Source organism: Citrobacter freundii complex sp. CFNIH2 (assembly GCF_002880615.1).
Taxonomy (GTDB): Bacteria; Pseudomonadota; Gammaproteobacteria; order Enterobacterales; family Enterobacteriaceae; genus Citrobacter_A; species Citrobacter_A amalonaticus_F.
The window spans coordinates 1,594,506-1,617,293 of sequence record NZ_CP025757.1 but is presented as its reverse complement, the minus strand read 5'-3'; the positions used below and the strand labels follow the sequence as shown (position 1 = coordinate 1,617,293).

23 protein-coding genes and 1 other annotated feature are annotated in these 22,788 nt (G+C 54.0%); of the genes, 15 read left to right on the top strand and 8 right to left on the bottom strand.

Annotation, left to right across the window (positions count from 1 at the left end; translation table 11 throughout):
• Window positions 1-3 precede the first annotated feature (3 nt).
• Window positions 4-315, bottom strand: a complete 312-nt coding sequence (locus WM46_RS08050) for a DUF6506 family protein (protein ID WP_061077329.1) — start codon at window positions 313-315, stop codon at window positions 4-6.
• Window positions 316-666: 351 nt separating this feature from the next.
• Here WM46_RS08050 and thrS point away from each other — a divergent pair, with 351 nt between their 5' ends.
• The 14 genes from thrS (at window position 667) to selO (ending at window position 13,304) form a co-directional block, all read left to right on the top strand.
• On the top strand, window positions 667-2,595 hold the full coding sequence (gene thrS / locus WM46_RS08040; protein WP_042319370.1) for a threonine--tRNA ligase: 1,929 nt from the start codon (window positions 667-669) through the stop codon (window positions 2,593-2,595).
• A 3-nt stretch (window positions 2,596-2,598) separates the two neighbouring features.
• Complete coding sequence (infC, locus tag WM46_RS08035) at window positions 2,599-3,141, top strand: translation initiation factor IF-3 (protein WP_043000875.1); 543 nt, start codon at window positions 2,599-2,601, stop codon at window positions 3,139-3,141.
• Window positions 3,142-3,236: 95 nt separating this feature from the next.
• Window positions 3,237-3,434, top strand: a complete 198-nt coding sequence (rpmI, locus tag WM46_RS08030; protein ID WP_003030583.1) for a 50S ribosomal protein L35 — start codon at window positions 3,237-3,239, stop codon at window positions 3,432-3,434.
• Between the two features lie 89 nt (window positions 3,435-3,523).
• The gene (rplT, locus tag WM46_RS08025) at window positions 3,524-3,880 is read left to right on the top strand and encodes a 50S ribosomal protein L20 (RefSeq protein ID WP_000124850.1); all 357 of its coding nucleotides are present in this window, start codon (window positions 3,524-3,526) and stop codon (window positions 3,878-3,880) included.
• 119 nt (window positions 3,881-3,999) lie between these two features.
• Window positions 4,000-4,123: a sequence feature (Phe leader region), on the top strand.
• Window positions 4,005-4,049 (top strand): pheST operon leader peptide PheM, encoded by a 45-nt coding sequence (gene pheM, locus WM46_RS08020; RefSeq protein ID WP_001386830.1) that lies wholly within the window; start codon window positions 4,005-4,007, stop codon window positions 4,047-4,049. (Overlaps the previous feature by 45 nt.)
• Before the next feature lie 62 nt (window positions 4,124-4,185).
• On the top strand, window positions 4,186-5,169 hold the full coding sequence (gene pheS, locus WM46_RS08015; RefSeq protein ID WP_044265459.1) for a phenylalanine--tRNA ligase subunit alpha: 984 nt from the start codon (window positions 4,186-4,188) through the stop codon (window positions 5,167-5,169).
• 15 nt (window positions 5,170-5,184) lie between these two features.
• Window positions 5,185-7,572, top strand: coding sequence for a phenylalanine--tRNA ligase subunit beta (gene pheT, locus WM46_RS08010; protein ID WP_102601949.1), 2,388 nt, complete (start codon window positions 5,185-5,187; stop codon window positions 7,570-7,572).
• A 4-nt stretch (window positions 7,573-7,576) separates the two neighbouring features.
• A complete protein-coding gene (gene ihfA / locus WM46_RS08005; RefSeq protein ID WP_001229265.1) occupies window positions 7,577-7,876 on the top strand; it encodes an integration host factor subunit alpha in 300 nt (99 codons plus the stop codon).
• 100 nt (window positions 7,877-7,976) lie between these two features.
• A complete protein-coding gene (gene btuC / locus WM46_RS08000; RefSeq protein WP_102601948.1) occupies window positions 7,977-8,957 on the top strand; it encodes a vitamin B12 ABC transporter permease BtuC in 981 nt (326 codons plus the stop codon).
• A gap of 63 nt (window positions 8,958-9,020) precedes the next feature.
• Window positions 9,021-9,572 carry a glutathione peroxidase gene (locus tag WM46_RS07995; RefSeq protein WP_102601947.1) on the top strand — a complete coding sequence of 184 codons (552 nt, stop codon included), beginning with the start codon at window positions 9,021-9,023 and terminating at the stop codon, window positions 9,570-9,572.
• On the top strand, window positions 9,572-10,321 hold the full coding sequence (gene btuD / locus WM46_RS07990; protein ID WP_102601946.1) for a vitamin B12 ABC transporter ATP-binding protein BtuD: 750 nt from the start codon (window positions 9,572-9,574) through the stop codon (window positions 10,319-10,321). The genes WM46_RS07995 and btuD overlap by 1 nt, the downstream gene beginning before the upstream one ends.
• 78 nt (window positions 10,322-10,399) lie before the next feature.
• Window positions 10,400-10,864, top strand: coding sequence for a C40 family peptidase (locus WM46_RS07985; protein ID WP_042319354.1), 465 nt, complete (start codon window positions 10,400-10,402; stop codon window positions 10,862-10,864).
• A 222-nt stretch (window positions 10,865-11,086) separates the two neighbouring features.
• The gene (locus WM46_RS07980) at window positions 11,087-11,800 is read left to right on the top strand and encodes an EAL domain-containing protein (RefSeq protein WP_061077334.1); all 714 of its coding nucleotides are present in this window, start codon (window positions 11,087-11,089) and stop codon (window positions 11,798-11,800) included.
• Window positions 11,801-11,861: 61 nt separating this feature from the next.
• A complete protein-coding gene (gene selO / locus WM46_RS07975; RefSeq protein WP_102601945.1) occupies window positions 11,862-13,304 on the top strand; it encodes a protein adenylyltransferase SelO in 1,443 nt (480 codons plus the stop codon).
• A gap of 4 nt (window positions 13,305-13,308) precedes the next feature.
• Here selO and hemP read toward each other — a convergent pair whose 3' ends face one another.
• The 3 genes from hemP to ppsR all read right to left on the bottom strand — a co-directional run bounded on the left by hemP (window position 13,309) and on the right by ppsR (window position 15,670).
• Complete coding sequence (gene hemP / locus WM46_RS07970) at window positions 13,309-13,491, bottom strand: hemin uptake protein HemP (protein ID WP_061077336.1); 183 nt, start codon at window positions 13,489-13,491, stop codon at window positions 13,309-13,311.
• A 142-nt stretch (window positions 13,492-13,633) separates the two neighbouring features.
• Window positions 13,634-14,680: a 3-deoxy-7-phosphoheptulonate synthase AroH gene (gene aroH, locus WM46_RS07965; RefSeq protein ID WP_044265448.1), complete on the bottom strand. Its 1,047-nt coding sequence runs from the start codon at window positions 14,678-14,680 to the stop codon at window positions 13,634-13,636.
• A 156-nt stretch (window positions 14,681-14,836) separates the two neighbouring features.
• The gene (ppsR, locus tag WM46_RS07960; protein ID WP_061077338.1) at window positions 14,837-15,670 is read right to left on the bottom strand and encodes a posphoenolpyruvate synthetase regulatory kinase/phosphorylase PpsR; all 834 of its coding nucleotides are present in this window, start codon (window positions 15,668-15,670) and stop codon (window positions 14,837-14,839) included.
• 333 nt (window positions 15,671-16,003) lie between these two features.
• Between ppsR and ppsA the strand changes: the two genes are divergently transcribed.
• Entirely contained in the window at window positions 16,004-18,382 is a 2,379-nt protein-coding gene (gene ppsA / locus WM46_RS07955; RefSeq protein ID WP_061077339.1) for a phosphoenolpyruvate synthase, read from the top strand.
• An 83-nt stretch (window positions 18,383-18,465) separates the two neighbouring features.
• On the opposite strand, the gene fadK is transcribed toward ppsA, so the two are convergent.
• The 4 genes from fadK to WM46_RS07935 all read right to left on the bottom strand — a co-directional run bounded on the left by fadK (window position 18,466) and on the right by WM46_RS07935 (window position 22,773).
• Window positions 18,466-20,106 carry a medium-chain fatty-acid--CoA ligase gene (fadK, locus tag WM46_RS07950; protein ID WP_102601944.1) on the bottom strand — a complete coding sequence of 547 codons (1,641 nt, stop codon included), beginning with the start codon at window positions 20,104-20,106 and terminating at the stop codon, window positions 18,466-18,468.
• A gap of 95 nt (window positions 20,107-20,201) precedes the next feature.
• Window positions 20,202-20,495, bottom strand: a complete 294-nt coding sequence (locus WM46_RS07945) for a ferredoxin family protein (RefSeq protein WP_043000861.1) — start codon at window positions 20,493-20,495, stop codon at window positions 20,202-20,204.
• Complete coding sequence (locus WM46_RS07940) at window positions 20,492-21,781, bottom strand: FAD-dependent oxidoreductase (RefSeq protein WP_102601943.1); 1,290 nt, start codon at window positions 21,779-21,781, stop codon at window positions 20,492-20,494. Before WM46_RS07940 ends, WM46_RS07945 begins: the two co-directional genes overlap by 4 nt.
• Window positions 21,782-21,837: 56 nt before the next feature.
• Window positions 21,838-22,773 carry an electron transfer flavoprotein subunit alpha gene (locus WM46_RS07935; protein ID WP_102601942.1) on the bottom strand — a complete coding sequence of 312 codons (936 nt, stop codon included), beginning with the start codon at window positions 22,771-22,773 and terminating at the stop codon, window positions 21,838-21,840.
• Between the last annotated feature and the right edge of the window lie 15 nt (window positions 22,774-22,788).

The following is a 22,788-nucleotide window of genomic DNA, read 5'->3' as shown; positions in this document are numbered from 1 at the left end:
GCCTTACTCAAACAGACTGTCTCCACTGCGGTTTCCCAGCCCCGGATGAAGGTCAAAGCGAACGACGCCGACCTGCATTCTGCCTGCTGCCGCTTTCACCATATGCGCAACACCAAGATGGCCGAAACCCGCACATAATTCAATTGCCCGGATCCCCTCATCATAGAGCGCATCAAGGAGTTTACCTGCCTGCTGATAATCGCTCACCGCGATGGTTTTAACCTGCACCTGCTCGGTTTTCACCCATGCGTTATGGGTTTCGGCCACTGCGTGAGGCGCAACAAATATAAATGCAGCTTTTAACGTATCGCTCATGTCACTTGATCCTGTTTCGTTATCGAAACCCGGATCTTACGTTTGACGACGTGAGCGGTATTGTACCAATCCGCCAGTAATGGGGTGTTACTCCTCCTCAGGGGCGAAAAACACCTTGCTAACGTCATGATCCAGCCCAATATAAAACAGAAGGGTGCATTCTCCCTTTTTTTAGTGTTACCATCGTTCAACCACATTGCCGCGCTTGCGTAGCGAAAGCGGGTGTGTTCCAGATTGTGTGCCAATTTAGCAATTGTTGGTTAGATGGCTGCACAACTAACTGTAAACAAATAAATTTTCTCTTTGTATGTGATCTTGCGTATGGGTCACCACTGCAAATAAGGACATAACATGCCTGTTATTACTCTTCCTGATGGCAGTCAACGCCATTACGACCACGCTGTAAGCCCCATGGATGTTGCGCTGGACATTGGTCCAGGTCTGGCGAAAGCCACCATCGCTGGCCGCGTTAATGGCGAACTGGTTGATGCTTCTGACCTGATCGAAAATGATGCGACGCTCTCTATCATCACCGCAAAAGATGAAGAAGGGCTGGAGATCATTCGTCACTCCTGCGCACACCTGTTAGGTCATGCGATCAAACAACTTTGGCCGAATACCAAAATGGCTATCGGTCCGGTTGTCGACAACGGTTTCTACTATGACGTAGACCTTGACCGTACGTTGACCCAGGAAGACATCGATGCGCTCGAGAAGCGGATGCACGAGCTCGCTGAGAAAAATTACGACGTCATTAAGAAGAAAGTCAGCTGGCACGAAGCGCGTGAAACCTTCGTGAAGCGTGGCGAGATTTATAAAGTCTCCATTCTTGATGAAAACATTGCCCATGATGACAAACCTGGTTTGTATCATCATGAAGAATATGTCGATATGTGCCGCGGTCCGCACGTGCCGAATATGCGCTTCTGCCATCACTTTAAACTGATGAAAACCGCAGGCGCGTACTGGCGTGGCGACAGCGACAATAAGATGTTGCAGCGTATCTACGGTACGGCCTGGGCAGATAAAAAAGCCCTCAGCGCTTATCTGCAACGTCTGGAAGAAGCGGCAAAACGTGACCACCGTAAAATCGGTAAGCAGCTTGACCTGTATCACATGCAGGAAGAAGCGCCGGGTATGGTGTTCTGGCATAACGACGGTTGGACCATTTTCCGCGAACTGGAAGTCTTTGTGCGCTCCAAGCTCAAAGAGTATCAGTATCAGGAAGTGAAAGGGCCGTTCATGATGGACCGCGTGCTGTGGGAAAAAACCGGGCACTGGGACAACTACAAAGATGCGATGTTCACCACCTCTTCAGAGAACCGTGAATACTGCATCAAGCCGATGAACTGTCCGGGTCACGTACAGATTTTTAATCAGGGCCTGAAATCCTACCGCGACCTGCCGCTGCGTATGGCAGAGTTTGGTAGCTGCCACCGTAACGAGCCGTCAGGTGCGTTACATGGTCTGATGCGTGTACGCGGCTTCACCCAGGATGATGCACATATCTTCTGTACTGAAGAGCAAATCCGCGATGAAGTTAACGCCTGCATCCGTATGGTCTACGATATGTACAGCACATTTGGCTTCGAGAAAATCGTGGTCAAACTCTCCACTCGTCCCGAAAAACGCATCGGTAGCGACGAAATGTGGGATCGTGCTGAGGCGGACCTGGCCGTTGCGCTGGAAGAAAACAATATCCCATTTGAATATCAACTGGGTGAAGGCGCATTCTACGGTCCGAAAATTGAATTTACCCTGTATGACTGCCTCGATCGCGCATGGCAGTGCGGTACTGTACAGCTGGACTTCTCTCTGCCGTCTCGTCTGAGCGCCTCCTATGTGGGCGAAAACAACGAGCGTCAGGTACCGGTGATGATTCACCGCGCAATTCTTGGGTCTATGGAACGTTTCATTGGTATCCTGACTGAAGAGTTCGCAGGCTTCTTCCCGACCTGGCTTGCGCCGGTTCAGGTAGTGGTGATGAACATTACTGATTCACAGTCTGAATACGTTAACGAATTGACGCAGAAACTTCAAAATGCAGGCATTCGTGTAAAAGCAGACTTGAGAAATGAGAAGATAGGCTTTAAAATCCGCGAGCACACATTACGTCGTGTCCCTTATATGTTGGTCTGTGGTGATAAAGAAGTGGAAGCAGGCAAAGTTGCCGTTCGCACTCGCCGCGGAAAAGACCTGGGCAGCCTTGACGTAAGTGAAGTGATTGAGAAGCTGCAACAAGAGATTCGCAGCCGCAGTCTTCAACAACTGGAGGAATAAGGTATTAAAGGCGGAAAACGAGTTCAAACGGCACGTCCGAATCGTATCAATGGCGAGATTCGCGCCCAGGAAGTTCGCTTAACAGGTCTGGAAGGCGAGCAACTGGGTATTGTGAGTCTGAGAGAAGCAATCGAAAAAGCTGAAGAAGCTGGAGTAGATTTAGTTGAAATCAGCCCTAACGCCGAACCGCCAGTTTGTCGTATCATGGACTACGGCAAGTTCCTTTATGAAAAGAGTAAGTCTTCTAAGGAACAGAAGAAAAAGCAAAAAGTTATCCAGGTTAAGGAAATTAAATTCCGTCCTGGTACCGACGATGGCGATTATCAGGTAAAACTCCGCAGCCTGATTCGCTTTCTGGAAGATGGCGATAAGGCCAAGATCACACTGCGTTTTCGCGGTCGTGAGATGGCCCACCAACAGATTGGTATGGAAGTGCTGACGCGCGTTCGTGACGATCTGAGTGAACTGGCAGTAGTCGAATCCTTCCCAACGAAGATCGAAGGCCGCCAGATGATCATGGTGCTCGCTCCCAAGAAGAAACAGTAGGCCTTCAAGTAGTATTTCCTGTGGAGCCTTTGGGCTTCACAGGTTTTGCTCGCCTGGGTTTCATTTATTAACAATGCGAAGTGGAAGTTATTAAAATGCCAAAAATTAAGACCGTACGCGGTGCTGCTAAGCGCTTCAAAAAAACCGGTGGTGGTGGATTTAAGCGTAAGCACGCAAACCTGCGTCATATTCTGACCAAAAAATCAACTAAGCGTAAACGTCACCTGCGTCCAAAAGGCCTTGTTTCTAAAGGCGATCTGGGTCTGGTTATCGCGTGCCTGCCGTACGCATAAGCCGTTAACGTTTTTTTACTTTTTAATGTCCAACCGATTTCACGGTGGTGAAAGAGGGGGACAAATCAGAATAGATACAGGAGAACACTATGGCTCGCGTAAAACGTGGTGTAATTGCACGCGCACGTCACAAGAAAATTTTGAAACAAGCCAAAGGTTACTACGGTGCGCGTTCTCGCGTATACCGCGTTGCCTTCCAGGCCGTCATCAAAGCAGGTCAGTATGCTTACCGTGACCGTCGTCAACGTAAGCGTCAGTTCCGTCAACTGTGGATTGCGCGTATCAACGCAGCAGCACGTCAGAACGGTATTTCTTACAGCAAATTCATCAACGGCCTGAAAAAAGCCTCTGTTGAAATCGACCGTAAGATCCTGGCTGACATCGCTGTATTCGACAAAGTAGCGTTCACCGCTCTGGTCGAAAAAGCGAAAGCAGCTCTGGCATAAGCCAGTGAAAAGAGGGAGCCTGGCTCCCTCTCTTTTATTTGTTGTTCCGTCAATGAGTTGACAATTGATCCGTAACCCTTTTCAATAAAGGTTCTCCGGTTTTACCACACAAGGTAACGCAAGCATGAATGCTGCTATTTTCCGCTTCTTTTTTTACTTTAGCACCTGACTCCGGGAGGCTAGCGCGTGAAAGAAGAAACGAAAAACAGCGCAAAAAAGCCTCCATCAGGAGGCTTTTTTTGTGCCCGAAATCGAGAGATTACGTTCAACGAACCGGTGTCTTCACCGACACAATGAGGAAAACCATGTCACATCTCGCAGAACTGGTAGCCAGTGCGAAGGCGGCCATTAATCAGGCGTCAGATGTTGCCGCGTTAGACAATGTGCGCGTCGAATATTTGGGCAAAAAAGGGCACCTGACCCTTCAGATGACGACGCTGCGCGAGCTGCCAGCTGAAGAGCGTCCTGCCGCCGGCGCGGTGATTAACGAAGCGAAAGAGCAGGTACAGCAGGCGCTCAACGCGCGTAAAGCCGATCTGGAAAACGCCGCGCTGAATGCGCGTCTGGCAGCGGAAACCATCGATGTTTCTCTGCCGGGGCGTCGCATTGAAAATGGCGGCCTGCATCCGGTCACCCGTACCATCGATCGCATTGAAAGCTTCTTTGGTGAGCTTGGCTTTACCGTTGCGACCGGCCCGGAAATCGAAGATGACTACCATAACTTCGATGCGCTGAATATTCCTGGTCACCATCCGGCTCGTGCCGATCACGACACCTTCTGGTTTGATGCCACCCGTCTGCTGCGTACTCAGACATCCGGCGTACAGATTCGTACCATGAAAGATCAACAGCCGCCGATTCGTATTATTGCGCCGGGTCGTGTGTACCGTAACGACTACGATCAGACGCATACCCCGATGTTCCACCAGATGGAAGGCCTGATTGTGGATACCAACATCAGCTTTACCAATCTGAAAGGGACGCTGCATGACTTCCTGCGTAACTTCTTTGAAGAAGATTTGCAGATTCGTTTCCGTCCTTCTTATTTCCCGTTTACTGAGCCGTCTGCCGAAGTGGACGTGATGGGCAAGAACGGTAAATGGCTGGAAGTGCTGGGTTGCGGCATGGTGCATCCGAACGTTCTGCGTAACGTGGGTATCGACCCGGAAATCTACTCAGGTTTCGCGTTTGGGATGGGGATGGAGCGTCTGACCATGTTGCGTTACGGTGTGACTGACCTGCGTGCGTTCTTCGAAAACGATCTGCGTTTCCTCAAACAGTTTAAATAAAGGCAGGATAAAACAATGAAATTCAGTGAACTGTGGTTACGCGAGTGGGTTAACCCGGCTATCGATAGCGACGCGCTGTCGAATCAAATCACCATGGCGGGCCTGGAAGTTGACGGTGTTGAAGCGGTCGCCGGTGCATTTAACGGCGTCGTCGTGGGTGAAGTGGTTGAATGTGGTCAGCACCCGAATGCGGACAAACTGCGCGTGACGAAAGTTAACATCGGTGGCGAGCGTCTGCTGGACATCGTCTGCGGCGCGCCAAACTGCCGTCAGGGGCTGAAAGTGGCGGTTGCCACCATCGGCGCCGTTCTGCCAGGCGATTTCAAAATTAAAGCGGCTAAGCTGCGTGGCGAGCCGTCTGAAGGCATGCTGTGCTCCTTCTCCGAACTGGGGATTTCCGACGATCACAGCGGCATTATTGAACTGCCGGCTGATGCGCCGATCGGTACCGACATTCGCGAATACCTGAAGCTTGATGACAACACCATTGAGATCAGCGTTACCCCGAACCGTGCTGACTGCTTAGGCATCATCGGCGTCGCCCGTGATGTGGCCGTGCTGAACAAAGCGCCGCTGGTTGAGCCGGAAATCACGCCGGTTACGGCAACCATCAACGATGTCCTGCCGATTACCGTAGACGCCACTGACGCCTGCCCGCGCTATCTGGGTCGCGTAGTAAAAGGCATCAACGTGAAAGCGCCAACGCCGCTGTGGATGAAAGAAAAACTGCGCCGTTGCGGTATCCGCTCCATTGATGCGGTGGTTGACGTGACCAACTATGTGCTGCTTGAGCTGGGTCAGCCGATGCACGCCTTTGATAAAGACCGCATTGAAGGCGGGATTGTCGTTCGCATGGCGAAAGAGGGCGAAACGCTGGTACTGCTTGATGGCACTGAAGCGAAGCTTAACGCGGATACGCTGGTGATTGCCGATCATAATAAAGCGCTGGCGATGGGCGGTATCTTCGGTGGCGAGCATTCTGGCGTAAACGACGAAACGCAAAATGTGCTACTGGAATGCGCTTTCTTCAGCCCGCTGTCAATTACCGGTCGCGCGCGCCGTCATGGCCTGCATACCGATGCGTCTCACCGTTATGAGCGGGGTGTGGATCCTGCGCTGCAGTACAAAGCGATGGAACGTGCCACCCGTCTGCTGATTGATATCTGCGGCGGTGAAGCGGGTCCGGTCATTGATGTGACGGATGAAACCACGCTGCCGAAGCGCGCGACCATTACGCTACGTCGTAGCAAACTGGATCGTCTGATTGGTCATCACATTGCCGATGAGCAGGTGAGCGACATTCTGCGCCGTCTGGGTTGCGAAGTGACCGAAGGTGAAGGCGAGTGGCAAGCCGTTGCGCCAAGCTGGCGCTTCGACATGGAAATCGAAGAAGACCTGGTTGAAGAAGTTGCCCGCGTGTATGGCTACGACAACATCCCAGATGAACCGATCCAGGCGGGTCTGATCATGGGGACGCACCGTGAAGCGAATTTGTCTCTGAAGCGTGTGAAAACGCTGTTGAATGACAAAGGCTACCAGGAAGTCATTACTTACAGTTTTGTCGACCCGAAAGTGCAGCAGTTGCTGCATCCGGGTGAAGAGGCGCTGCTGTTGCCAAGCCCGATTTCCAGTGAAATGTCGGCAATGCGCCTGTCGTTATGGACGGGGTTACTGGCAACGGTGGTGTATAACCAGAATCGTCAACAGAACCGCGTGCGTATTTTTGAAAGCGGGCTGCGTTTTGTGCCGGATAACCAGGCCAATCTGGGCATTCGTCAGGATCTGATGCTGGCGGGGGTTATTTGCGGTAACCGTTACGATGAGCACTGGGATCTGGCAAAAGAGACCGTTGATTTCTATGATTTGAAGGGCGATCTGGAAGCGGTGTTGGATCTGACCGGTAAACTCGGTGACATTCAGTTCAGAGCAGAAGCCAATCCGGCACTGCATCCGGGACAGTCTGCAGCGATTTATCTGAAAGGTGAACGCATTGGTTTCATTGGTGTTGTTCATCCTGAGCTGGAACGTAAGCTGGATCTCAATGGCCGTACTCTGGTGTTTGAACTGGAGTGGAACAAGCTCGCAGACCGCGTGGTGCCTCAGGCGCGCGAGATTTCACGCTTCCCGGCGAACCGTCGCGACATCGCTGTGGTCGTCGCCGAAAACGTTCCCGCTGCTGATATTTTATCCGAGTGTAAGAAAGTTGGCGTAAATCAGGTAGTTGGCGTAAACTTATTTGACGTGTACCGTGGTAAGGGTGTTGCGGAGGGGTATAAGAGCCTCGCCATTAGCCTGATCCTTCAGGATACCAGCCGTACACTCGAAGAAGAGGAGATTGCCGCTACCGTCGCCAAATGTGTAGAGGCATTAAAAGAGCGATTCCAGGCATCATTGAGGGATTGAACCTATGGCGCTTACAAAAGCTGAAATGTCAGAATATCTGTTTGATAAGCTTGGGCTTAGCAAGCGGGATGCCAAAGAACTGGTCGAACTGTTTTTCGAAGAGATCCGTCGTGCTCTGGAAAACGGTGAGCAGGTAAAACTCTCTGGTTTTGGTAACTTCGATCTGCGTGATAAGAATCAACGTCCGGGGCGTAACCCGAAAACGGGCGAAGATATTCCCATTACAGCACGGCGCGTGGTGACCTTCAGACCCGGTCAGAAGTTAAAGAGCCGAGTCGAAAACGCTTCGCCCAAAGATGAGTAATCAGATCTAACTAAAAAGGCCGCTTTTGCGGCCTTTTTTCTTTTCTGCGGTGGTATCGCACCGTAGAATCAATGACATCCTTTTCAGTTGAACGGAAATCATGCTGACTTTTGCCCGTCAACAACAGCGACAACATGTGCGCTGGATCCTGAGCCTGTCGGTGCTGATGCTGCTGACACTGTGGTTAAGCCTGTGCGCCGGCGAGCAGTGGATATCGCCCGCTGACTGGCTGACGTCGCGTGGCGAACTCTTTGTCTGGCAAATTCGCCTTCCGCGCGCGCTGGCTGTTCTGCTGGTGGGCGCGGCGCTGGCTTTGTCCGGCGCAGTGATGCAGGCGCTGTTTGAAAACCCGCTTGCGGAGCCGGGGTTGCTCGGCGTCTCCAACGGGGCGGGCGTGGGGCTGATCGCCGCCGTGCTGCTGGGGAAGGGCGTTCTGCCACACTGGGCGCTTGGACTGTGCGCAATTGCCGGTGCGCTGGTCATTACGTTGATCCTCCTGCGTTTTGCCCGTCGGCATCTTTCGACCAGTCGTCTGCTGCTTGCCGGCGTGGCGCTGGGGATTATCTGTAGCGCCCTGATGACCTGGGCCATCTATTTCTCAACCTCATTCGATCTGCGTCAGTTGATGTACTGGATGATGGGGGGATTCGGTGGCGTCAACTGGGAGCAGGCCTGGCTGATGCTGGCCCTGATTCCGGTGCTGGTGTGGATCTGCTGCCAGTCACAGGCGATGAACATGCTGGCGCTGGGGGAAACCTCTGCCCGACAGCTGGGACTTCCCCTGTGGTTCTGGCGTAATCTGTTGGTGGTTGCCACCGGATGGATGGTCGGTGTCAGCGTGGCGCTGGCAGGGGCCATTGGTTTTATTGGCCTGGTCATCCCCCATATTTTGCGTCTGTGCGGTTTAACGGACCATCGCGTGCTGTTACCTGCCTGTGCACTGGCGGGGGCCATTGCGCTGCTGCTGGCCGATGTGGTCGCCCGCCTGGCGCTGGCCTCCGCGGAGTTGCCGATTGGTGTAGTCACCGCAACGCTCGGCGCACCGGTCTTTATCTGGCTGTTACTCAAAGCCGGACGTTAGGTACGACAAGACAGTCTATGATTAGAAGCTGGTATTTGAATCACTCACGATCCTGGAGAGGCTATGCAAGACTCGATTCTGAACACTGAAGTGACGACGATTGATGGCGAGGTGACGACCCTCGAAAAATTTGCCGGTAATGTGCTGCTGGTGGTGAATGTGGCGTCTAAATGCGGACTCACGCCACAGTATGAGCAACTGGAAAATATCCAGAAGGCATGGGCCGATCGTGCCTTTACGGTGTTGGGTTTTCCCTGCAATCAGTTTCTTGGGCAGGAACCTGGCAGCGAAGACGAAATCAAAACATACTGCGCGACGACCTGGGGCGTGACCTTCCCGATGTTCAGCAAGATTGATGTGAACGGGGAAGGACGTCATCCGCTGTACCAGAAACTGATTGAGGCGGCACCGACGGCAGTGGCCCCTGAAGGGAGCGGTTTCTATGAGCGAATGGCCAGCAAAGGGCGCGCGCCGCTCTATCCGGACGATATCCTGTGGAACTTCGAGAAGTTCCTCGTAGGTCGTGATGGCAAGGTGATACAGCGTTTTTCACCGGATATGACGCCGGAAGACCCCATCGTTATGGAAAGTATCAAACTCGCGCTGGATAAATAATGTCGTCACTGATGCAGTTACAGGATGTTGTCGAATCCACCCGGTTAGGGCCTTTGTCCGGCGAGATTCGGGCAGGGGAGATCCTGCATTTGGTGGGGCCGAATGGCGCCGGGAAAAGCACGCTGCTGGCGCGGATGGCGGGGTTAACCAGTGGGGCGGGAACGATCGCTCTGGCGGGCACTGAGCTGGCGTTGTGGCCCGCAGCCAAACTTGCCCGTCATCGTGCTTATCTGGCGCAGCAACAAAACCCGCCCTTTGCGATGCCGGTATGGCACTTCCTGACGCTGCATCAGGCAGACAAAACGCGCACTGACCAGTTGACGGCGGTGGCCGAGTCGCTGGGGCTGGCGGACAAACTTGGACGCAATGCGAAGGAACTCTCGGGAGGGGAATGGCAGCGCGTCCGTCTTGCCGCAGTGATCCTGCAAATCGCGCCAGAGACCAACCCGCAGGGGCAGCTATTGCTACTCGATGAGCCCATGAACAGCCTTGATGTCGCACAGCAAAATGCGCTGGATCGCATTCTGCACCGCCTGTGCCAGCAGGGGATTGCCATCGTAATGAGCAGTCACGACCTGAATCATACCTTGCGCCACGCGCACCGGGCGTGGTTGCTCAAACAGGGGAAACTGCTCGCCAGCGGTCCACGTGATGAAGTGCTGACGCCAGCGCATTTAGCGCATGCGTATGGTCTGCACTTCCGGCGTCTTGACATCGAAGGTCACAGAATGATTATATCAACCACTTAAACGAAATGGTTTCTTGAAAACTCACGTAAATACCCGCTATATAGGGTGAAGAATAAAAAATACAGAGGATTCGCCTGAATGCGTTTCTGGTTTCTTTTTTGCACAGCACTGTTGTTGGCAGGATGTAGTAGCCACCGAGCGCCGCCGCCCAATGCCCGGCTCTCTGATTCCATCACCGTGATTGCCGGGTTAAATGATCAACTCCAGACCTGGCGCGGGACGCCCTATCGTTACGGCGGCATGAGTCGCGGTGGCGTGGATTGTTCCGGTTTTGTGCTGATGACCATGCGCGATCAGTTCTCTTTGCAACTGCCGCGTGAAACCCGTCAACAGGCAAAACTGGGGACGGAAATCGATAAAGACGAATTGTTGCCTGGCGATCTGGTGTTTTTCAAAACCGGATCGGGAGAGAGCGGTTTACATGTGGGTATTTATGATACCAACGGTCAGTTTATTCATGCATCAACCAGTCGCGGCGTGATGCGCTCGTCGCTGGATAATGTTTACTGGCGGAAAAACTTTTGGCAGGCGAGACGCATTTAGTCATAGGGCGTTATTTCAATTGAGTATGTCCCTCGCTTTTATTGCCGAAAAAAGAACAATGCTGGATAAGCGTTTATAATCAGGATAAGCTGAATACTTAGGAACCGGGGCTCCGGGTGAAAAGGACAACATGAACATTTTCCTTCTGGTATTAAAAAAGATGGATGACGACATCCTGTGTAATAGGTTGCCGAATCACTCCCTGTATGTGGGACTGCCGTGATGAATGTTTCACTGGATAATGTGTATCATTCTGAACTCTATTTTCAGCCCGCCCGGAATGTACAACGAAAACTTATCGGTTTGAGCGTTATCGCGAACTTTGTCAGTGAAGACGGTGACGTTCGTATCCCGACTGAACTGGTGCTTCCGCGACTTTCTCCCGAAGAACAGTGCCAGCTATTTATCGAAAAACTGGCACTGATCGAAACGTGCCAACACTTTTTTATTCAACATAAACTTGTCGCCTGGATTTATATAACCCCGGCAGTTGTACCGTTATTATTAACGAATAGTGAGTGCGTTTCTGCCGTTAAACGATTTTCATTTCTCGAACTCATGATTAATGAGAATTTTCCCGAACTGTCTGAAGGCAAAGAGAATAAAACGCTGAATGCGCTGGCCGAACGTTTTCCTCTGGTACTGGCCAATTTCGGCGCAGGGGAAAGTGCCAACAAAGCCATATTCGATGGGTTATTTAAACGAATTATCCTGGACCGGAATTTTGTCCATCGCCGGGCCACACGTCTTTCCTTCGAACCGTTCATGCGCGCTATCCTTACGCAAGTGTCCCCCTATTGTGAATCGCTGATGATCGCCGGTATCGACAGCGAAGCAATGTTGACCCGCGTGACGCCATTTGGTTTTAGCGCTATGCAGGGCGGGCTGTGGCCTGCCGTCACGGCCGATCAGGTCACCCAATTACGCCACGGATAACCTTTCTGTTTGCTGGTGTTTATGACGGTGTTAACCGTCTACACTACAGGCAGGAGGCCCTATGACCCTGTCTTTTACAGCCCGCTGGCGCGATGAACTGCCAGCAACATTTACCGCATTGTCGCCAACACCGCTGAATCACTCGCGACTGATTTGGCACAACGATGCGCTTGCCGAACAACTGGGCATTCCCGATTCACTTTTTCATCCTGACAGCCCGGCGGGTGTCTGGGGCGGCGAAGCGCTGTTGCCGGGAATGTCTCCGCTGGCGCAGGTCTATAGCGGTCATCAGTTTGGCGTCTGGGCGGGTCAACTGGGCGACGGGCGCGGCATTCTGCTCGGTGAGCAGTTGCTTGCCGATGGCAGCACGATGGACTGGCACCTGAAAGGCGCCGGTTTGACGCCGTATTCGCGCATGGGCGATGGCCGTGCGGTATTGCGCTCCACGATCCGTGAAAGCCTTGCCAGTGAAGCGATGCACTACCTGGGTATACCGACGACCCGGGCGCTGACGATTGTCACCAGCGAAACACCGGTTTACCGCGAAACGGTGGAGGCGGGAGCGATGCTGATGCGACTGGCGCAAAGCCATCTGCGCTTTGGTCATTTTGAGCATTTCTATTACCGTCGCGAGCCGGAAAACGTTCAGCAGCTGGCAGATTTCGCGATTCGCCATTACTGGCCGCACCTCCAGCAAGATGCCGATAAGTACATTCTCTGGTTTCGTGACGTGGTCGCGCGGACCGCGTCACTGATAGCCGACTGGCAAACCGTGGGTTTCGCGCACGGGGTGATGAACACCGATAACATGTCGATTCTTGGGCTGACGATGGACTACGGTCCGTTTGGGTTCCTGGATGACTATGAGCCGGGCTTCATTTGCAACCATTCTGACCACCAGGGGCGCTACAGCTTTGACAATCAGCCGGCGGTAGGCTTGTGGAATCTTCAGCGCCTCGCGCAAAGCCTGTCGCCTTTCATCACCGTTGAGGCGTTGAATGATGCCCTCGACGGGTACCAGGTGGCGTTGCTGACGCGCTACGGTCAGCGGATGCGGCAGAAACTGGGCTTCATGACCGAACAAAAAGATGACAACGATCTGTTGAACGAATTGTTCAGTTTGATGGCCCGCGAGCACAGCGACTATACCCGTACTTTCCGCAGGTTAAGTCTGACAGAGCAGCAGAATGCCGCCTCTCCACTGCGCGATGAATTTATCGATCGTGCCGCCTTTGATGGCTGGTTCTCACGTTACAGAACGCGTTTGCAACGCGATGGTGTCGACGACGCGGCGCGTCAGTCGTTGATGCTGAGCGCTAATCCTTCGGTGGTGCTGCGCAACTGGCTGGCGCAGCGGGCGATTGCGGCGGCGGAAAAAGGTGACATGAGTGAACTGCATCGCTTACATGTCGTGCTGCGGGAACCTTTCCGCGATCGCCATGATGATTATAGCCAGCGTCCGCCGGACTGGGGCAAGCGTCTGGAAGTCAGCTGTTCAAGCTAAAGCGCTATTTGGTCAGCAAGAGTTTACCTGCCTGCGTTTGACGCAGCAGGTATTCCTGACCGTTGTGATCGATAATCACTTTACCGTCATCACCTAACAGTTTCTGACTGCTGATCTTGCGGATGGGCGCAGGCGGGGGAGCCGCGTTTTCTCGTTCCTTAAGGCGGGGGGACTCAATGTTATCCATACGGGTATCACGATTTATTAATAATAATTAATGTAACAATGATTTTTATTATCAATAATGTGCCCGATAACAACAAGTATTAAATGTGGTAGTTTGCGAAAAGGGGAGAGAAAATGCCCACCCTGAACGGATGGGCGAACGATCAGAAGCGGCTGTCCACCGCCGAGGCCAGTTTGCTCAGCAGCAGTTCCGTGTCTTCCCAGTTAAGGCAAGGATCGGTGATCGACTGACCGTAAACCAGCGGCTGCCCGCTGACAATTTTCTGCGTACCTTCACGCAGGAAGCTCTCCGCCATAATGCCGGCGATGGCTGTCGATCCGTTACGGATTTGCTGGCAAATATCATCACAGACATCCAGTTGACGGCGATGCTGCTTCTGGCAGTTGCCGTGGCTGAAATCGACGACCAGATGTTCGGGTAAATCAAATTCATGCAGCGTATCGCAGGCTGCAGCAATATCTTCAGCATGGTAGTTCGGCTTCTTACCACCGCGCATAATGATATGGCCATAAGGGTTGCCGCTGGTCTGATAAATGGTCATCTGACCGGTTTTATCGGGCGAGAGGAACATATGGCTGGCGCGGGACGCACGGATCGCGTCAACAGCGATACGGGTATTCCCGTCGGTACCGTTTTTAAAGCCGACCGGGCAGGAGAGCGCCGAGGCCATTTCGCGGTGGATCTGGCTTTCGGTGGTTCGCGCGCCAATGGCGCCCCAACTGATCAGGTCGGCAATAAATTGACCGGTCACCATATCGAGAAATTCCGTGGCGGTCGGGATACCCAGCTCATTGACCTGCAACAGCAGTTTACGCGCCAGCTCAATGCCGTGATTCACGCGATAGCTGCCGTTGAGATCCGGGTCGGAAATGAGTCCCTTCCAGCCGACAACGGTACGTGGTTTTTCAAAATAGGTGCGCATGACGATTTCCAGGCGTGCCTGATGCTGCGTTCGCAGCGCCTGTAAACGCGTGGCGTACTCCAGTGCGGCATCGAGATCGTGAATGGAGCACGGACCCACAATAACCAGCAAGCGGCGGTCTTCACCGTTCAATATTCTTTCTATCCGGCGTCGGGAGTCGGTGACGTGGCTGGCGACGGCGGGCGACACAGGGTGCCGTTGCGCAAGTTCAGCGGGCGTGACCAGACTGTCTATACGCGCGGTACGCAGTTCATCGGTTCTGTTCATGACAATTCTCAGAAATTTGTGGCTTCTACGGCAGAGGTACCGGGAAGTGATGGGCACAACCTTAAACCAATCCCTGCTGATTTCAAGTGCGAGGTGCGTCACACCTCGCGGTAGAACAGTATGATAACAAAAAAACAGAACCCGTGAACTAGTTTGTTAGTACATGCGTCGACTCAGTCCCATGATATCGAGGATTTTGGTGGCAATCTCTTCAACCGAATAGTTGGTACTGTTCAGCCACGGGATCTGGTTCTTACGGTAGAGCGCCTCGACTTCGGCCACTTCCATACGGCACTGACGCAGGGAGGCATAGCGACTGTTTTCCCGGCGTTCTTCACGGATGGCGGCCAGACGTTCAGGGTCAATCGTCAGGCCAAACAGCTTATGTTGCAGAGGTTTTAACGATGCGGGCAGAACCAGATTGTCCATGTCGTCGGCAATAAAAGGATAATTCGCCGCGCGGATGCCAAACTGCATCGCCAGGTAGAGACTGGTGGGCGTTTTGCCACAGCGCGAGACGCCCAACAAAATCACCTGCGCCTGGTCGAGGTTGCGCAACGAAATGCCGTCATCGTGGGCAAGGGTGTAATCAATGGCGGCGATTCGCGCATCGTACTTGTTCAGGTTACCCGGATTCAGCCCGTGAGTCCGGTGGGCAATCGGCGTGGGGTAGAGTTTCATCTCGTGCTGTAGCGGGGTGATCAGCGCCTGCACGATATCCTGACAGAAGCCTTCGCTTTGCAGAATGATGGAGCGAATCTCTGGCAACACAATCGAATAGAACACCAGGGGACGCACGCCGGTTTGTTGAAAAATGGCGTCGATCTGGTCTTTAACGGCACGGGCGCGGTTCTCATTTTCGACAAACGGCAGCGTAATGCTGCTGATAGTGACGGGGAACTGTGACATCACCGCATGGCCCAACACTTCAGCAGTAATTGCCGTTCCATCGGAAATATAAAACACGTGACGATCTACAGCATTATCCATTTTCACACCCTGAAAGTCAGTCATAATTCTCTGAAAGCATAAATTAAAATTACTCTGAAGCGTAGAAAATAACGCTTATTTTGAAAGTGAAATGGTATTTTTATATTTTATGAAAAGTACATTTCATTTTCTGGAACAGATGTTTATACCGACACATTTTGTGGGGATCGCCCGCCACTCGCGGGTTTGCGCAAATGGGTAAACTGTCCGAAAAAATAAAAAATATATTTGCTTGAACGATTCACCGTTTTTTTAAGCGGGTTAAATATGCAAAGATAAATACGTAATTAAGCGTTTCCTAAACTCGTTCATTTATCACAAAAGGATTGTTCGATGTCCAACAATGGCTCGTCACCGCTGGTGCTTTGGTATAACCAACTCGGCATGAATGATGTAGACAGAGTTGGGGGCAAAAATGCCTCCCTGGGTGAAATGATTACTAACCTTTCCGGTATGGGGGTTTCGGTACCGAATGGTTTTGCCACAACCGCTGATGCGTTTAATCAGTTTCTGGACCAAAGCGGTGTAAACCAGCGCATCTATGAACTGCTGGATCAAACGGATATTGACGATGTTACCGCGTTAGCGAAGGCCGGCGCGCAGATCCGCCAGTGGATTATCGACACTCCTTTCCAGTCTGAGCTGGAAAATGCCATCCGTGATGCTTACGCGCAACTTTCTGCGGATGATCAACATGCTTCTTTCGCCGTGCGTTCATCTGCCACCGCGGAAGATATGCCGGATGCTTCTTTTGCCGGTCAGCAGGAAACCTTTCTCAACGTCCAGGGGTTTGACGCCGTACTGGTCGCCGTGAAGCACGTGTTTGCATCGCTGTTTAACGACCGCGCGATCTCCTATCGTGTTCACCAGGGCTATGACCACCGTGGCGTGGCGCTCTCTGCGGGTGTTCAGCGGATGGTGCGTTCCGATCTGGCGTCATCCGGCGTGATGTTCTCCATCGATACCGAATCTGGCTTTGACCAGGTGGTGTTTATCACCTCGGCGTGGGGGCTGGGCGAGATGGTGGTGCAGGGCGCGGTAAACCCGGATGAGTTCTACGTTCACAAACCGACGCTGGCGGCAAATCGTCCGTCTATTGTGCGCCGCACGATGGGCTCGAAAAAAATCCGCATGGTCTATGCACCGACCCAGGAGCACGGCAAACAGGTCACCATTGAAGATGTGCCGCAGGAAAGCCGCGACATTTTCTCCCTGACCAACGACGAAGTGCAGGAACTGGCGAAGCAGGCGGTACAGATTGAAAAACACTACGGTCGTCCGATGGACATCGAGTGGGCGAAAGATGGTCATACCGGCAAGCTGTTTATCGTCCAGGCACGTCCGGAAACCGTGCGTTCCCGCGGCCAGGTGATGGAACGTTACACGCTGCACGCGCAGGGCAAAATCATTGCGGAAGGCCGTGCTATCGGTCACCGCATCGGGGCGGGCCCGGTAAAAGTCATTCAGGACATTAGCGAGATGAACCGCATTGAGCCTGGCGACGTGCTGGTCACCGACATGACCGACCCGGACTGGGAACCGATCATGAAAAAAGCGGCGGCGATTGTCACTAACCGTGGCGGTCGTACCTGTCACGCGGCCATTATCGCGCGTGAACTGGGGATCCCGGCCGTGGTGGGCTGCGGCGATGCCACTGAGCGCATGAAGGATGACGAAAAGGTCACCGTTTCCTGCGCAGAAGGCGATACGGGCTACGTGTACGCCGACCTGCTCGACTTCAGCGTTAAGAGCTCCAGCGTCGATACAATGCCGGATCTGCCGCTGAAGGTGATGATGAACGTCGGTAACCCGGATCGGGCGTTTGACTTTGCCTGTCTGCCAAACGAAGGCGTTGGCCTGGCGCGTCTGGAATTTATCATCAACCGTATGATTGGCGTCCACCCGCGCGCGCTGCTGGAGTTTGACGATCAAGATGCCAAACTGCAGAACGACATCCGCGAGATGATGAAAGGCTTTGATTCTCCGCGTGAATTCTACGTGGGTCGCCTGACGGAAGGGATCGCCACCCTCGGTGCGGCGTTCTGGCCGAAACGTGTGATTGTGCGTTTGTCCGACTTTAAGTCGAACGAATACGCAAACCTGGTGGGCGGTGAGCGCTACGAGCCAGACGAAGAGAACCCGATGCTGGGCTTCCGTGGCGCGGGTCGCTATGTGTCGGACAGCTTCCGTGATTGCTTTGCGCTGGAATGCGATGCGGTGAAACGCGTGCGTAACGAGATGGGGCTGACTAACGTCGAAATCATGATCCCGTTCGTCCGTACCGTTGAGCAGGCAAAAGCGGTCGTGGAAGAGCTGGCGCGTCAGGGGCTGAAACGCGGCGAGAATGGCCTGAAGATCATCATGATGTGTGAGATCCCGTCCAACGCCCTGCTGGCTGAACAGTTCCTGCAATACTTTGACGGTTTCTCAATCGGTTCCAACGACATGACACAGCTGGCGCTGGGTCTGGATCGTGACTCTGGTGTGGTATCTGAGCTGTTTGATGAGCGTAACGACGCGGTGAAAGCGCTGCTGTCGATGGCGATTCGCGCCGCGAAGAAACAGGGTAAATACGTCGGGATTTGCGGTCAGGGTCCGTCTGACCACGAAGACTTTGCCGCCTGGCTGATGGAAGAGGGGATCGACAGCCTGTCGCTGAACCCGGATACCGTTGTCCAGACCTGGCTGAGCCTGGCTGAACTGAAGAAGTAAGGTAATGCCTGATGACGCAACGCTTATCAGGCCTACCGCGATTCCCTTGTATGCCGGATGGCGATATGTCGCCATCCGGCGCGTTATGCCTCAACACACTCCTGATGTAACCGCTGAATGATATCCTGGCGTAACAGGAACTTCTGGATCTTCCCGGATGCCGTTCTGGGCAACTTTTCAACCACCACAATGTGCTCCGGATACTTATATTTCGCTACCCGTTTACGGCTAAAGAAGGCAACCACTTCTTCCAGCGACAGCGAATGATGCGGCGCCTTCAGCACGATGTAGGCGCAGGAACGCTCGCCTAAACGTTCGTCCGGCATGGCAACCACGCAGGCATCGTGAATGCGGGGATGCTGCAACAAAATATCTTCCACTTCGCGACTGCTGATGTTTTCACCGCCCCGAACGATAATATCTTTCTTGCGTCCGGTTACCTTAATGTAGCCCGCCTCGTCCATCCGACAGAGATCGCCACTGTAGTACCAGCCCTCGCTATCCAGCGCCCGGGCGGTTAACTCAGGCTCATCAAGATAACCCATAAACACGTTCGGCCCGCGCGATGCCTCTTCCCCCTCAACGCCCGGAGGCACAGGATTACGCGCTTCATCAACAATCCTGATCTCCACGCCCGCCGCCGCGTAGCCATCGGTATTCATCATGCGGGAGAGTGGATCGTCAAGATTCACTACCGCATGCGGCGAGCTTTCCGTCGAACCATAGACACTGAGCAGTTTAATGCCGCGCTGCTGGCAGTCGCGAGCAATGCGCTTCGGAATGGTCGTTCCGCCGCACAAAAAGAAACGCAGCGAAGAGAGATCGGCAGGCTGCTTTTCCACGGTACAGAGCAGGTCGTACACAAACGGCGTCGCCCCTAATACGCAGGTACAGCGCTGTTGTTCCAGCAGATCAAGGCAGGCCGTTGGGGTAAAAATATCCAGCAGCACGCTGCGTGCGCCGATCAGAAACGGTGCCGTCACGCCGTGTAAAAAGCCGGTGGCGTGTCCCAGCGGCGCCGGCATCAAAAAGACGTCCAGCCAGGTCAGATTCAGACGCGCGCAGTAGGCTCGCTCGCTGGCGAGAATATTGTTGTGGCTGAGCATGACGCCTTTTGGTAGTCCCTCGGTGCCGGAGGTAAACAGCACAGCGGCCAGTTCGTCGCCGTGAACCTGAATGTGACGGACAAGCGGCGCGCTGTCCGCAACGATCTGGCTAAGGGCGAGCGAGGTCGTCGCCGGAGCCAGTTTATCGACGCCGATAATGTGTTGCAGATGCGGCAACTGGTTTTGCAGGGGCAAGATCAAATCGACCGGGCGCGTCTGTTTAAACACGGTTGGGGCGAAAAACAGTTTTGCCTGACACTTGTTTAGCACCCACACCAGCTCGGCTTCGCGCCAGGCGGGCAGCAGGGGAACGGATACCGCGCCGGTTTTCAGACAGGCGAGATAGATAACGGTAAATTCGCACCAGCCGGGAAGCTGAAACGCGACGCGGTCTCCGGATTGAATGCCGTTCGCCAACATCCAGCTCGCCAGACAGCTTGCCGCATGGTCGAGGGCGGCGTAGGTGAATGTGGTACCGTGATTATCTACGACGGCGATTTTGTCTGGAACGCTGCGCGCGGTATGTTGCCAGTAGTCTCCCAGCGAGGCATCGCCCCAAAAGCCAAGCTTGCGGTATGCGTCCCGCCGCCCGGCGTCAAACGTTAATGTGACACTCATCGGAGGTTCCCGGTAAATCAAGTGGGTAGTGAGGGGATTGCATACCGGATAAGACGCCAGGCGTCACTCTCCGGCATTTGTGTCCATCCGTCGTATCAGCCGTAGCGGAAATCCACGCCAAACGTGCCTGCGGGGTACTCCCATTTTTCGAGGATCGTCTCACCACACAGCACCCGGCAGGTTCCGCACTCCAGACAGCCCGCGGAATCAAAGTGGATCGTACCGGCCTCATCCTGCTTATAGAGTCCGGCGGGGCAGGCGTTCAGCAATTTTTGAAACTCTTTGCTGTCCGGGTTCGCCGCCAGAATGATGTGCGGATGGCCTTCATCGACATGGAATTTATTGACGCCAAGTTTGACGTCGACGTTAACGCGATTTTCCTGGCTCATAGTGCCGTGACTCCCTTAATGCCATCTTTCAGCAGATTCATCAGCCCGACCTGTTTTGCATGCGACAGGATCATCTTGCGCATCGGCTGATTCGGGCTGCCATCAATGGTGAACATGTCATTCATGATGTCCGCCACCATTCGCGGGTACTGGGTGAACAAGCGCGGATTCTCCATCAGCACCGGGATCTTGCGGAAATGCTGCATATCTCGCATCACGCACCCTTTCTCCAGCTCGCGTTTGTATTCCGCCAGCGTGCGGGCAGAGAAGTCCTTGCGCTCTTTGGCCACAATCGCAGCGTGTGCCGCCGCTTCGGCAGAGGCGATGGCTAAATCCATTCCGCGCACTGTAAAACCGAGGTTCAGACAAAAGCCCGCCGCGTCACCGACAATCATCACACCGTCGCCCACCAGCTCCGGCACCATCGCCAGTCCGCCTTCCGGCACCATATGCGCCGAGTACTCCAGCAATTTGCCGCCCTGAATCAACGGGCGAACGGCAGGGTGCTGTTTAAAATCTTCCAGCATCTGCGGTACGCTTTTCTGCGCATGGGCCATGTCGCCCAGTCCGCATACCAGACCGAGGGAAACGGAGTCACGATTGGTATAGAGGAACCCGCCGCCCATCAGGCCGTTTGATGGCGAACCGGCGAACAGCCAGGCTGCGCCTTCATTACCGGACAAGTTAAAGCGATCGTTGATTTGCTCCGGGGAGAGGCCAATCAACTCTTTCACACCGACGGCGTAATGGTGCGCCGATGAAGCAGGGACCATTCCCAGCGAACGACCCAACATTGAATTGACGCCATCAGCGAGGATCACCACGTTGGCTTCGAGAATATCGTCGCCAGCCTGTACGCCTGTCACCTGGTTGCCTTCACGAATCAGCGCGTCCACGCGCACGCAGGGGATAAACTGCGCGCCAGCCTCTTCGGCTTGCTCCATCAGCCACGGATCGAGACGGTTGCGCAACACGCTGTACGATGCCTGAGCCGGGACATCCGGCTGTTCGCGATGGTAATCCAGAGTGATCGCGCTTTCTTCCGTCATAAACGAGATTTTCTCGCGGGTGACTTTGCGTTCAATGGGCGCCTTCTCGCCAAATCCGGGCATAATGCGCTCAATCACATGGGCGTAGAGGCGACCTCCGGTCATATTTTTACTGCCCGCGCTGTTACCGCGCTCGATGACCAGAACGTCGAGTCCGGCTTTTGCCATGATGTACGCCGCCACCGTTCCCGCTACGCCAGCACCGACGACGATGGCATCAAATTTTTCATCCGACATGCTTAAAGCTCCCTTCCCGCCGTTTGCACAGCGGGAGATGTGGGTCAAGGTGAGAGTCAGCGCAACTGCGCGATCAGGGCAGGGACCACTTTGTAGATATCGCCCACCAGTCCGTAATCGGCATAGTTAAAGATTGGCGCGTTTTTATCTTTGTTCACGGCGACAATCACTTTGGCGCCGTTGCCGCCAACCATATGCTGGATCTGCCCGGAAATACCCAGCGTCAGATACAGTTCGGATTTCAGCAGCACGCCGGAAACGCCGATATAGCGCTCGCGCTCCATCCAGTTTTCCCCTTCGGCGATAGGGCGTGAACAGCCTACTTCCGCGCCGAGTACGGCGGCCAGTTCGCGCACCATGTTCAGGTCGTCCTGCGCCGCTAGGCCGCGCCCTACGCCGACCACGCGTTTTGCTTTGCTCAAATCAACGCTGCTGAGCGATTTGGCGCGACGTTCCTGACACAGGATCTCCTGGCGCGGGGCCACCCACCCGGCGGTAACCACCGGGCAGTCATGCGCGGGATCCGCTGCGATCGGCTCCAGTACGCCAGGCGCGAGGGTGATAATGGCCAGCGGGCTGTTCAGTTTTTCTTTGCCAAACGCCAGGCCGCCGTACATACGATGCTCGGCAAACAGTGCGTTCTCTTCGACACTCACCGCCGTCGCATCGTTAACCATGGCCGCATCCAGTTGAATACTCAGACGCGCGCCCAGCGCTTTGCAGCGTTTGGTTGCTGCCATCAGCAGCAGACCGTTGCCTTTTTCCCGGATCTGCGCGGCCAGCGTTTCGGCGTAATTTTCGATTCGCTGCAGGTCGGAGGTTTTATCCAGTACGACGATGCCGTCAGCGCCGAGCGGCTTAACATGCGCCGCCTGCTCAGAACCCTGAACAATGGCATAGACCTGCTGACCCCACTGACGTGCGCCAGCCATCAGCTCTGCGTAGCGTTCAACGTTATCGCTAAATACCCAGACGTGGGTTAATTGACTCATGATTGTGTTCTCCGT